Source organism: Vibrio sp. 10N.247.311.47 (assembly GCF_041467535.1).
Classification (GTDB): domain Bacteria; phylum Pseudomonadota; class Gammaproteobacteria; order Enterobacterales; family Vibrionaceae; genus Vibrio; species Vibrio crassostreae_C.
The window spans coordinates 122,571-135,233 of the sequence record NZ_JBFSUR010000008.1; the positions used below are offsets into that span (position 1 = coordinate 122,571).

Sequence of the window (12,663 nt, forward strand, 5' to 3'; positions counted from 1 at the left end):
ATGATAGAGATCCAACGCCGTCCTGAGGTCGACATTTCAGTCTTACCTGCTCACTTACCTGACTTGTTAAAGCGCATTTATGTGAGTCGTGGAATCGACAGTGCCGACCAACTAGAGACAGCAGCGAAAGGCTTGCACTCTTATCAAAAACTGGGCGGCATTGATGCTGCGGTTGAGCTGTTGTTCAAAGCTATTCAGCAGCAAAAACGCATCATCATTGTTGGTGACTTTGATGCCGATGGCGCGACCAGCTCGGCGCTGTCTGTTTTAGCGTTACGTATGCTCGGCAGCTCTAACGTCGACTATCTGGTACCAAACCGTTTTGAAGATGGTTATGGCTTGAGCCCTGAGGTTGTTGAACAGGCAATCGAGCTTGGTGCTGAAGTGATCATGACGGTCGACAACGGTGTATCTTCAATTGAAGGTGTTCGCTTTGCTAAAGAGAAAGGGCTAGAGGTTCTGGTTACCGATCATCACTTGCCGGGCAATGAACTGCCAATGGTCGATGCTATGGTTAACCCAAACCTTGAAAGTTGTGCTTTTCCTTCGAAAGCCCTAGCGGGGGTTGGTGTCGCTTTTTACCTGATGATGGCATTGTGTGTTCACATGCGTAAATTGGGTTGGTTTGCAGAGCGCGGCATGACAGAACCTAAGTTGATGGAACTGATTGACCTTGTGGCGCTGGGTACGGTTGCCGACGTGGTTCCACTCGATGAAAACAACCGAATTTTAGTTCATCAAGGTTTGCAACGTATTCGTGCGGGTAAAGCTCGTCCGGGCATTCAAGCCTTGATCGAAATTGCTAAGCGAGACGCTAAGCGTTTGGTGGCGTCTGACTTTGGCTTTGCTCTTGGTCCTCGTATCAATGCAGCTGGTCGATTAGACGACATGTCTTTTGGTGTTGAGCTGCTAATGAGTAACAACATCCATGCGGCTCGTCGAATGGCGAGTGAGTTAGATGGCTTGAACCAAACACGTAAAGAGATCGAAGAGGGTATGAAGCAAGAAGCGATGGCTTTTTGTGAGCGCCTTGAATTTGGTAAAGACGACCTACCTTCTGGCTTGGCACTATTCCAACGTGATTGGCACCAAGGTGTGATTGGTATTTTGGCTTCGCGTATCAAAGACAAATACCACCGCCCAGTGATTGCGTTTGCAGATGGCGGCGAAGGCAGTATCAAAGGTTCATGTCGTTCAATTCCGGGTCTGCACATGCGTGATGCATTGGACCGAATTGATACTCAAAACCCTGGCTTGATTCTTAAATTTGGTGGCCACGCAATGGCGGCTGGTTTAACCATCATGGAAAAGGACTTTGAACGCTTCAGCAAGCTGTTCAATGATGTGGTGAAGAATGAACTTGGAGAAACAGCACTGAAGGGCATTATCTTGTCTGATGGTGAGCTGTTACCAGAAGAGTTCTCGATGCACACCGCTGAAACGCTGCGTTCAGGTGGCCCGTGGGGACAAGCTTTCCCTGAGCCAATCTTCGATGGTGAATTTAAAGTACTGCATCAAAAGTTGGTGGGTGAAAAACATCTTAAGTTGATGTTGGAGCCGCTCTACAAAGGTCACCCGACCAATGTGATGATTGATGGTATCGCCTTTAATGTGGACCTACGCCGCTGGCCTGATGCTTCGGTGAAAACTGTGCACCTTGCATTTAAGCTCGATATTAACGAGTTTCGTGGCAACCAATCTTTGCAGCTGATGATTGATTACATCGAGGCCAAATAGTTCTTTTTAGACTCAACAATTCTCATCATATAGCGCCAAATTCAACAAGCTTTGTTCAAAAACAGAGCTTGTTCTCTTCCCTTCCCTTACAAATTTTACGTGTTTTTTCTGCCTGTCAATTTTATATCCCATTAAGTTATTGAATCTTGGTTCACCGCTCTAAAAAATTCTGTATCTCCGTCACACTTTTGAGTACAATTCTTCGGTTAAATTCTACTCATAAATGATGAGCTAAAATGTTTGAAATCAATCCTATAAAAAACCGTCTGCAGGATGTGTCTGAGCGCACAAATATCCTGAGGGGGTATCTTTGACTATGACGCTAAGAAAGAGCGTCTAGAAGAAGTAAACGCAGAATTAGAACAACCGGATGTATGGAACGAACCTGAGCGTGCTCAAGCGCTAGGTAAAGAACGTTCTGCATTGGAAGCGGTAGTAGAAACAATCGACCAACTTGACCAGGGCGTTGAGGATGTTGATGGCCTATTAGAGCTTGCGGTTGAAGAAGAAGATCAAGAAACGTTCGATGAAATTGAACCAGAACTGGCCGAGCTTGAAGCTAAGCTAGAGAAGCTGGAATTCCGTCGTATGTTCTCTGGTGATCACGATGCATCAGATTGCTACATCGATTTACAGTCAGGCTCGGGCGGTACAGAAGCTCAAGACTGGACTTCAATGATGTTGCGTATGTACTTACGTTGGGCTGATTCGAAAGGCTTCAAGACTGAAGTTATCGAAGTGTCGGATGGTGATGTTGCTGGCCTTAAAGGCGCAACGGTACGTATTTCTGGTGAGTATGCTTACGGTTGGTTACGCACAGAGACTGGTGTTCACCGTCTAGTTCGTAAGTCACCATTTGATTCAAGTGGTCGTCGTCATACTTCATTTGCATCTGCGTTTATCTATCCTGAGATTGATGACAACATTACGATCGACATTAATCCTTCTGACCTACGTATTGACGTATACCGTGCCTCTGGCGCTGGTGGTCAGCACGTAAACACCACGGAATCAGCGGTACGTATTACTCACGTTCCGACTAACACTGTGGTTCAGTGTCAGAATGACCGTTCGCAGCATAAGAACAAAGATCAAGCGATGAAGCAGCTACGTGCTAAGCTTTTTGAACTTGAGATTCAAAAACAAAATGCTGAAAAACAAGCGAGCGAAGAGACGAAATCAGACATCGGTTGGGGCAGTCAAATCCGCTCTTACGTGCTGGATGATTCTCGTATCAAAGATTTACGCACCGGCATCGAAAACCGTAATACTCAAGCGGTTCTTGACGGTGACTTAGACAAGTTTATTGAAGCTAGCCTGAAATCAGGTCTGTAAGCTTTATCAACTATTAAGCTTTACCAATAATATTGGTAAAAATGCCTATATTTGCAAAAATATAGCGGTCCAAATTTTAAAAGCAGGGTACATCTCTAATGACTGATGCTGTTCAAAACGAAAACGCACAAGAAGCTTCTTCACCTGAAGAGAACAAACTAATCGCTGAGCGCCGCAGCAAGCTGGATCACATCCGCCAAAACTGCAAAGCTAACGGTCACCCAAATGACTTCCGTCGTGAGCACCTAGCTGGCGATCTTCAAGCGGAATTCGGTGAGAAGACTAAGGAAGAGCTAGAAGAGCTTAACCACATCGTTGCGATCGCTGGTCGTGTTATGGCGAAGCGTGGTCCATTCCTTGCGATTCAAGAAACTTCTGGTCGTATCCAAGCATACGCAGCGAAAGACGTTCAAAAAGTACTGAAAGAGAAGTACCAAGGCCTAGATATCGGTGACATCATCGGTGTTAAAGGTGCGCTTCACAAATCAGGTAAAGGCGACCTTTACGTGAACATGGAAGAGTTTGAATTGCTGACTAAAGCACTTCGTCCTCTACCAGAGAAGTTCCACGGTCTAACTGACCAAGAGATGCGTTACCGTCAGCGTTACGTTGACCTAATCGTGAACGAAGATTCTCGTAATGCATTCATCGTGCGTTCTAAGCTTGTATCTTCAATCCGTAACTTCATGAGCGCGAAAGGCTACCTAGAAGTTGAAACGCCAATGATGCACGTGATCCCGGGTGGCGCAACTGCACGTCCGTTCATCACTCATCACAATGCACTAGACATCGACATGTACCTACGTGTTGCACCAGAGCTTTACCTTAAGCGTCTAGTGGTGGGTGGTTTTGACCGTGTATTCGAGATCAACCGTAACTTCCGTAACGAAGGTCTATCTCCACGTCACAACCCAGAATTCACAATGATGGAATTCTACCAAGCGTACTCTGACTACAAAGACCTTATGGATCTGACAGAAGAGATGCTAAGCACGGCAGCAATGGACGTTCTTGGTTCTACTTCTATGCCTTACGGTGACGAAACGGTTGAGTTCGGTGGCACTTACGCTCGCATGAGCATGTTCGATGCAATCAAACACTACAACCCTGAGCACGCTGAGATTCAAGCGCTAACAGAAGCAGACCTACAAGACCGTGAAAAGATGGTTGCTATCGCAAAATCTGTACACGTAGACGTAGAAACGTTCTGGACATGTGGTCAGCTTCTAGAAGAGATCTTTGGTGAAACGGCTGAGCCTCAGCTAATTCAACCAACGTTCATCACTGGCTACCCAGCGGACATCTCTCCTCTAGCTCGTCGTAGCGATGACAACCCGTTCTTCACAGACCGTTTTGAGTTCTTCATCGGTGGCCGTGAAGTTGCGAATGGTTTCTCTGAGCTTAACGATGCACAAGACCAAGACGAGCGTTTCAAAGCGCAAGTTAACGCGAAAGACGCGGGTGATGACGAAGCGATGTACTACGATGCAGACTACATTACTGCACTAGAGCACGGCCTACCGCCAACAGCGGGTCAAGGTATCGGTATCGACCGTCTAGCAATGCTATTTACAAACACGCACACAATCCGTGACGTGATCTTGTTCCCGGCAATGCGTCCACAGGCGTAATTCTCGCTTATAGGGCGTAACAGCCTATGTAATTAAAAAGCCACTGAAGAGTGGCTTTTTCTGTTTTGGGGCTTCAAAACCTAATCTGTACCGCACTCTTGATTCGAAAAATCGTTATTTCTGACATAGTCTTACTATTGAGACATAAAATCTAAGATAGTCTCACTACTATACGTCTCTGCGCTGAATACGCTCTCGCGGCATTTTGTCGAACGATGAAGCAGTGACTCGTATTAGTCTGATTTAAATAAAAATAGAATAAGGAAGAAGGATGGGAACTCAATTTAAGATGGATTCCTTACCAGGTTCTCTTATCGTCGTTGGTGGTGCGTACGAACCCTGGTTATCAGTGTTAGAACAAGTGGGTTGGCAGTGTACCCAGTGTGCAGATTTACGAAAAGCCGATGCCTTGATTGCTGATATTGGCCCATGCATTGGCATTGTGGATCTTAGTCATGATGAGTTTAGCCTTAACGGTATCGCTAATCTCGTGAGCAACAACAAGCAAGTAAGATGGCTCGCCTTTATTCGTGAATCGCAATTGAGCTCTGATACCATTTGCCAATTTATCGTGAACTTCTGTATCGACTTTTTCACGGCGCCAATCCCAGATTCTCAATTGCTGAGTACCATTGGTCACCAACTGGGTATGCTTAAGCTTGAGCAGAAGGTATGGCCAAACTACGGCATCAATAACAACATGGGACTGCTAGGCGATTCTGTGGCCGTGAAGCGCTTGAGAGACCAAGTAAAGCGTATTGGGCCGACTGATGTCAGTATCTTGATTTATGGCGAGAGTGGGGCTGGTAAAGAGACGATTGCACGCTCGATTCATCAAAATTCGTCGCGAGCACAGAAACCATTTTTAACGGTTAACTGTCGTGCCTTGTCTGAAATGAGAATAGAGGCCGAGGTGTTTGGCATATCAGCACAGTCAGCGACTGCGCCTTGTATGTTGGAAGAAGCCGATGGCGGAACCATCTTGCTTAATGATGTTTTAGCGATGCCACGCAATCAACAACTGAACCTGTTGCGCTTTCTACAAGAAGGTAAGATTGAAACTGCGAATGGACCTAAATCTGTCGATGTGCGTATTCTGGCCGCGAACTCCTCTGATATCGAGAAGGCGTTGATCGAGGGCGACTTCAATGAAGAGCTTTATCACTATATCAATGTTCTGCGTATTCATGTTCCAAGCTTAAAAGAACGTGTGAGCGATATTTCAGTACTGGCGAATCATTTTCTGCGTGAGTACTCGAAAGAGTTTAATGCTCAAGCGAAGAGCTTCTCAGACGATGCTATCCGTTCGATGAATCGATACCATTGGCCTGGAAATGTGCGTGAGCTGATGAATCAGATTAAGCGTGTTGTGTTGATGTCTGATGCTGTGATCATTGAGGATCACCAACTGGATTTACCAAAACAGAATGATGAGCGCCGCAGTCTCAAAAGTATCCGTGAGCGTTCAGAGCGAGATGCGTTGCTGATTGTTCTGGAATCTTATGGTGGTCAAGTATCGTTGGCCGCTAAGGAGCTTGGAGTTTCGCGTGCAACCATGTACCGATTGCTGAACAAACATAGCCTGATTTCTGAAGGTGTTGTTTAGAGCTCTCTATTCATTGATTCTATCCCGTTAGTGTCAATCTAAGAGCCACGCATGATGCGTGGTTTTTTTATATCCATTGCTGCAACTTCTCGTTGATCGTTGATCGTTGATCGTTGACTGCTGACAGATTGACAGATTTACAGGTTGATAGATTGAGCTATTAGAGGCTCGGTCTTTAAGAGAGATGTTCTGTGATTTTATATAATCATAGTGAATATGTTATATATAAAGTAATATGCAACTAATATTTTGGGTGAATCATTTGTTTTGAAATTGTTAATCAATTATCGGTTGAATAATATACTCACTTGGTTAGACTTTAACCGTGAAAGCAATGGTTTAACAAAGACTTATTTGCTTTTATTATCTCATTTCTTTTTGGATTTTTTAGTTAGTTTGGAGGCGCAAATGAAACATTTCGATTTTATACAGCATATTTGCGCGTCGTTTGATCCGTGTACTGACATGGTGACTGTTATGTCACAAACATCAGCCATGGCCGATCGAAACACCCAAGATAAACCTAACTAATAGATCCGTACCCTTATTTGGCTGCGGAAAAATAGCAGCTAAGTGAGAAGCCCTCATACTATTTAACACGCTATTTTTCCTCAGTTTATTTTACAACTGGAGAGTTATTATGCGTCACTCAGTATACTTAAAACTAGCAACAGTCCTTATCCGTGCAGACCTTCGTCGTGAAGAACGTGAATGGCAACGAAAAGTTCGTCGTAGTTCATACGATCTACCATGGAACAATACTCATTTATTGAGAGATATTGGCCTTGAAGCCGATGGTCGACCAATTGGTTTTTCTGAACCTGAAGTCGTTACGATTGAACGTCGAGTTCGTCACCTTCGTCGAGTCTTAAGCGCGCGAATACCGACGTAATCTTGTGGGGTGATAGCGCCTTTCACCCCTTAAGATAAATATCAGCGATAGTTGTGGCGTCGGAAGTGCAAGCTTTTGAACTAGAACTGGCCAAAAAAGAGAAGCACTTGCTTCTCTTTTTTGCTTTTTTAAGCCGTTATGTGTGCTTTTTTAAGTCGTTATCTAGTAAAGAAAAAGAGTTCTACTACGCTTTATAGAGCAAGGGAGGCTGGCTATGCAAAAGCATCAATTAGACATGTGGTTACATGGAGAGCACAAAGACTCGTATCAAACACCAAAGGTATACGTTATTGGCTGTTCCGATATCTCGGAATATCTATTAGCAGTGGAATATAAACACAAGCTAGAACCGGTAAAGCAAGACGGTGAGCCGCTTCACTTTGGATCCTTGGATCAAGTGAAAGAAGAGTTACTCCGGCTCGGCTTTGAAAAGGCGTATCTTCGCTTACACAACGCCTATGATGAGTTTGGTAATGAGCCAAGCCAAAGCTACTGTGATATTGAACTGGCGCTCAAACCTCATTAGAACTCGTTTCTTACTACCGACGGTTGATAACACACTGATCATCCTATCTTTGAAGTGCGTTAAGCGACCTATGCGTAGTGTGTCGTCAGCAATTTGTGGGTGAATTGAGTTCTTAGGTAAAAACCACGCGGTTTAGTCTTGATGGGCTTTCCACTTGCACCGTAGGCTTCCGTTAACACTCGGCTGTTGGCGGCTTTTGGTCGTAGATGCAGCGCTTCACCGTGCCTTGCTGTTATTTGTTCAACATTGCCTAACACGATCAATTCCATCAGTTCTTCCCAATCCCTTTTTAGAAGCTCGTTTTCAGCCTCGCTTGGTGTCCATAGCAAAGGGGATCCTACATGCCTCTCTGCTAGCGGGATCTCTCTTTCTCCCTCGACAGGGATCCACAACACCTTAGACAGCTTGTTTCGAACGTGGCTGGTTTCCCAAGTTATGCCTTGCACACCCATCAAAGGAGCAACACACACAAAGGTGGTTTCGAGTGGCTTGCCAGAGTAGCTAATCGGAATGCTTTTTAGCTCGATACCGAGCTTGGCAAAATCTTGTTCTGGCTTACTGCCTGCAGGTGCACCCAAGTGCCATTCCAATAGCTGCCCAACCCAGCCTTTATCACGCTTAAGGTCGTTTGGCATCACCATCTCAGCTTCGTCAGCGAGCTCTTTAAAGGTCATTCCAGCGATGGCATACGCGCGCTCTAACAGCTCTTGTTGTGTTTGTGGTTCTGGTTTCATAATAAAAGGCATGATCAAAAAAATGATTTTATCAGAAGTTATCACCAAATGACGACTGGTTAAGAAATGATCTCCTTGCGAGAGAAGGGATCAAACTCAGGGTTATCCACAGGACATAAAGGTAATTAATTGAAATATTAATTTAGTGGATAAATAAACAGGGGTTTATGGTGGATAAAATGCTTGCCAAATGGGGTTCAAAATGAATCTTTCACTTAGTAGTGTGGATAAACATCGGAGTGGTTGATCTTTAACCATGTCAGGTTTCTGAAAGATCTTTTACATTTCTAATGTTTTTTAAAACTAGAATGTTATTTTAATTTACTGATTTATATAATAATAAAATTATTTTGACTGATTTGTTGTTTTTGGTGTTGATGAATCTATGGATTAAAAAAAACGATTGCGGGTAATTCTTCACATAGTTATTCACAGAAAAGGTGAATAAATGTGGTCTATGTCTCACTATTGTGTGGGTAACTAGAATTTGAGCAAAACTTATCCATATTCCTAGTTATTATTCATAAATATAGCGCTTATCACGTCACTAAGTTTGCTCCGATTGGGGATATGTGGAAAAATCAGAGTAATTAAAAATTTAGATAGAGGTTGGCCAGTGATAGATGGCGATGGTTACCGATTAAATGTTGGTATTGTAATCTGTAACAACCATGGTCAGGTCTTCTGGGCTAAACGATACGGGCAACATTCATGGCAATTCCCTCAAGGGGGAATAGATGAAGGTGAGACTCCGGAACAGGCAATGTACCGCGAGTTGTATGAAGAGGTTGGCCTTACTAAAAAGGATGTAAAGATCGTCGCGACAAGTCGTCATTGGTTACGCTACAAGCTACCCAAACGACTGGTTCGGTGGGATTCTAAACCTGTCTGTATTGGACAAAAACAGAAGTGGTTCCTTTTGCGCTTAGATTGCGATGAATCGCATATCAATATGCAGCGTGGAAGTACACCTGAGTTTGATGGTTGGCGTTGGGTGAGTTACTGGTACCCAGTTCGACAAGTTGTTTCTTTCAAGCGAGATGTTTACCGTCGAGCGATGAAAGAGTTCGCATCTTTAGCAATGCCGTTTAAAGAGCGAAAAATAAAAGGAAAGCGCAAATTGCGTAGAGGTTAAGCATGCTCAGTCAACTAAGGGAAATAGTTGAACACGTATCAAGAGTTGAAGATGTGTCGACGGCTCTTGATATTTTGGTTAAAGAGACATGCAGTGCGATGCAGACGGAATGTTGCACCGTGTATTTGGCAAATAATGATATGCAGCGCCTTGAGTTGATGGCAACTCAAGGCCTGATCTTCAAAGGCAATAGCATTCACATTGGTTTTGACGAAGGTCTGGTTGGCCTTGTTAAAAGAAGTGCTGAACCTATCAACCTTGCACAAGCGTCTGCTCACCCTGCTTATAAGTTTTTTCCAGAGCTTGGAGAAAACGTCTATCACTCTTTTCTCGGTACTCCGATTATCCACCGCAAGCAAGTGCTCGGTGTATTGGTCATTCAACAGAAGACCCCACGTTTATTTAGTGAGATGGAAGAATCCTTCCTTGTCACGCTCTCTGCACAACTTGCCGTTATTGTGGCGCACGCCCAAACTCAAGGCCATTGGCTGTTAGAGCAACAGAAGCTACCGGCTACTAAAGGTATTGCAGCTTCATCGGGCGTGGCGATTGGTGACTTATGGTGGGACAACACTCAGCCTGAACTCACCGATGTTTATCCTGCTTCGACGCTCAATATAGAGAGAGAGCATGAGTTGTTGGCGGTAGCGGTTGAAAACGCCCTCAATGACTTTAAGCGCATGCGAAAGCGCTTAGATAGCGAAATCAATAAAGATGCGTTGGCGATCTTTGACCTGTTTACTCACTTACTCAACGATCCTATGCTGCGTAAGGATCTAAAAAGCCAAATCCAGAAAGGCGATAAAGCCGATTGGGCACTAAGACAGGTTGTAGAGAGTTATTCTAATCGCTTTGCTCGTATGTCGGACGTGTATCTTCGTGAGAGAGCACAAGACATCCGAGAGCTCGGACAAAGGCTGCTCTATTTCCTCCACAACTCTGAACATGAACTTCGCACGTTAGAGAAGCCGATTATCCTAGTGGTTCGTGAGTTAACCGCTTCGGTATTAGCGTCTATTCCCAAAGAAAAGCTCTTAGCGGTGATTTCCTTGGAAGGGGCGGCGAACTCGCACGCAGCGATTTTATCTCGAGCGCTTGGCATACCTTCCGTCATGGGGGTAAACCTCAACCTAGCTCAAGCTAATGGCAAGCGAGCGATTGTTGATGGGTATAGCGGTGAGATCTTTATTGAGCCGACTAAAAGCCTGCTCAAAGAGTATCGAGGGCTGATTCTAGAAGAGAGTGAGCTCTCCTCTATGGTCAATCGCGAGCTGTACCTACCGGCAAAAACGCAAGACAACAAGCAAGTCGAGATTCTGCTTAATGCGGGTTTAAGTGCAGACACTAACATCGCTATCAACCAAGGCGTTGATGGCGTAGGGCTGTATCGAACTGAAATTTCTTTCTTGTTGCAGCAAAGATTCCCGTCAGAGGATGAACAATTCAAGCAGTATCGTTCTGTACTGGCAAGCTACCCAGAGAAACAAGTGGTGATGCGTACACTCGATATCGGTGGTGATAAGGCCTTACCGTATTTTCCTATCGAAGAGGACAATCCATTCCTTGGTTGGCGTGGTATTCGGTTTACGCTCGATCATCCTGACATCTTTATTATTCAGTTACGTGCCATGCTACGTGCGAGCTGTGAAAGCCATAACTTGAGTATTTTGCTGCCGATGATCTCTGGTGCACAGGAGTTGGATGACGCGCTACAGTTGATTGAACAAGCGTATGATGAAGTGCATGAGCTTGATAACCGAGTGCGTATGCCTCGCGTTGGTATCATGATTGAAGTGCCATCCATGCTGTACATACTGCCGCTGATTGCGCATAAGGTCGACTTTGTTTCAGTCGGTACCAACGACTTAACCCAATATTTATTAGCGGTTGATCGGAACAATTCACGAGTATCCGATGTCTATGAATCAATGCACCCTGCGGTGATCATGGCATTAAAACAAATTCATGATACTTGTAAGCAATATCAATTACCTGTTTGTATTTGTGGCGAGTTAGCCGGTGACCCGATGGGCGCGCTGCTATTGATTGGATTGGGGTATGAGACGTTAAGTATGAATACCTCGAATGTCGCAAGAACCAAATATTTGATTCGTCAATCGAACTTGGCTGAATTACAGGATTTGGCAAATAAGGCACTTTCAAAACCGTATGGTAGTGACATCTATAGTATGATGCTGAACTATTTCGAAGAGCGTGAATTTACAGGCTTCATTCGAGCAGGTAAAAAATAGGATTTAACGTGTCATATGAACTGATAGGTTTGTTAGCGGGCCTTGGTGCTATTGTTGGTGTTTTAGCAGGCTTGCTAGGCATTGGTGGTGGTTTGCTGGTTGTTCCTGCCTTACTGTTTTTGCTTCCTAAAGCGGGTATCCCCCAAGAGTTTGCGATGCAAATGGCATTGGCTACTTCGCTATCAACCATCATCGTTACGTCGGGATCGTCTGCGATTAACCATCTAAAGTTGGGTAACGTAGAGATGTTTGTCGTTAAATGGTTGATGCCAGGTGTGGTGATAGGTGGCTTCCTCGGCTCTTTCGTGGCCGATGTAATTCCAGCTCAATACTTACCAAAAGTCTTTGGTGTGATTGTTTTGGTGTTGGCGTTGCAAATGCTATTGTCGATTCGCTCCAAGAGCCAAAAATCGATGCCGGGTTCAGCTAAAACCGTGTTGTGTGGCGGCGGGATTGGTTTGGTATCAAGCTTAGCGGGCATTGGCGGTGGGTCTTTATCGGTACCTTTCCTTAACCATCACGGTGTGGAAATGCGTAAAGCCGTCGGCTCATCTTCGGTATGCGGTTGTGTTATCGCGATTTCGGGAATGCTAGGTTTCATTTGGCATGGATCTTCTGTCGATGATCTTCCTGCGTATAGCTTGGGTTATGTTTATCTACCGGCTTTGATCGCGATATCTTGTACCTCAGTTTTGACCACTCGAGTGGGTGCGAAACTGGCCACTCAATTGCCAACCCCTGTGCTGAAGAAATTCTTTGCGGTATTTTTAATGTTTATAGCAGCCACAATGCTGCTGTAGTGTCTTTTCTGTTAG

Annotated in this window: 10 protein-coding genes; 9 read left to right on the forward strand and 1 reads right to left on the reverse strand. The window is 44.7% G+C overall.

Features of this window, described 5'->3' with window-relative positions; genetic code table 11:
* The 6 genes from recJ to AB6E51_RS07925 all read left to right on the forward strand — a co-directional run bounded on the left by recJ (window position 1) and on the right by AB6E51_RS07925 (window position 7,727).
* Window positions 1-1,737 carry a single-stranded-DNA-specific exonuclease RecJ gene (gene recJ, locus AB6E51_RS07900; RefSeq protein WP_372057782.1) on the forward strand — a complete coding sequence of 579 codons (1,737 nt, stop codon included), beginning with the start codon at window positions 1-3 and terminating at the stop codon, window positions 1,735-1,737.
* 236 nt (window positions 1,738-1,973) lie between these two features.
* Window positions 1,974-3,072, forward strand: a protein-coding gene (gene prfB, locus AB6E51_RS07905; protein WP_100208942.1) for a peptide chain release factor 2 whose coding sequence is annotated in 2 segments (ribosomal slippage) — window positions 1,974-2,048 and window positions 2,050-3,072 — 1,098 coding nt in all. Because the reading frame shifts where the segments join, the coding sequence is not laid out codon by codon here.
* A 98-nt stretch (window positions 3,073-3,170) separates the two neighbouring features.
* Window positions 3,171-4,703: a lysine--tRNA ligase gene (gene lysS / locus AB6E51_RS07910; protein ID WP_017059330.1), complete on the forward strand. Its 1,533-nt coding sequence runs from the start codon at window positions 3,171-3,173 to the stop codon at window positions 4,701-4,703.
* Between the two features lie 271 nt (window positions 4,704-4,974).
* Window positions 4,975-6,309, forward strand: coding sequence for a cyclic-di-GMP-binding transcriptional regulator VpsR (vpsR, locus tag AB6E51_RS07915; RefSeq protein ID WP_372057781.1), 1,335 nt, complete (start codon window positions 4,975-4,977; stop codon window positions 6,307-6,309).
* A 640-nt stretch (window positions 6,310-6,949) separates the two neighbouring features.
* Window positions 6,950-7,201 carry a hypothetical protein gene (locus AB6E51_RS07920; protein ID WP_004735015.1) on the forward strand — a complete coding sequence of 84 codons (252 nt, stop codon included), beginning with the start codon at window positions 6,950-6,952 and terminating at the stop codon, window positions 7,199-7,201.
* A gap of 214 nt (window positions 7,202-7,415) precedes the next feature.
* Complete coding sequence (locus AB6E51_RS07925) at window positions 7,416-7,727, forward strand: DUF6482 family protein (protein WP_004735016.1); 312 nt, start codon at window positions 7,416-7,418, stop codon at window positions 7,725-7,727.
* Window positions 7,728-7,795: 68 nt separating this feature from the next.
* Here the strand turns inward: AB6E51_RS07925 and mutH are convergent, their stop codons facing one another.
* Entirely contained in the window at window positions 7,796-8,461 is a 666-nt protein-coding gene (mutH, locus tag AB6E51_RS07930; RefSeq protein WP_102332791.1) for a DNA mismatch repair endonuclease MutH, read from the reverse strand.
* 616 nt (window positions 8,462-9,077) lie between these two features.
* Here mutH and rppH point away from each other — a divergent pair.
* The 3 genes from rppH to AB6E51_RS07945 are packed head-to-tail and all read left to right on the forward strand — an operon-like array spanning window position 9,078 to window position 12,648.
* Complete coding sequence (gene rppH / locus AB6E51_RS07935) at window positions 9,078-9,596, forward strand: RNA pyrophosphohydrolase (RefSeq protein WP_017059335.1); 519 nt, start codon at window positions 9,078-9,080, stop codon at window positions 9,594-9,596.
* Between the two features lie 2 nt (window positions 9,597-9,598).
* Window positions 9,599-11,848 carry a phosphoenolpyruvate--protein phosphotransferase gene (gene ptsP, locus AB6E51_RS07940; protein ID WP_102398324.1) on the forward strand — a complete coding sequence of 750 codons (2,250 nt, stop codon included), beginning with the start codon at window positions 9,599-9,601 and terminating at the stop codon, window positions 11,846-11,848.
* 8 nt (window positions 11,849-11,856) lie between these two features.
* Window positions 11,857-12,648: a sulfite exporter TauE/SafE family protein gene (locus AB6E51_RS07945; RefSeq protein ID WP_017059337.1), complete on the forward strand. Its 792-nt coding sequence runs from the start codon at window positions 11,857-11,859 to the stop codon at window positions 12,646-12,648.
* Window positions 12,649-12,663 lie beyond the last annotated feature (15 nt).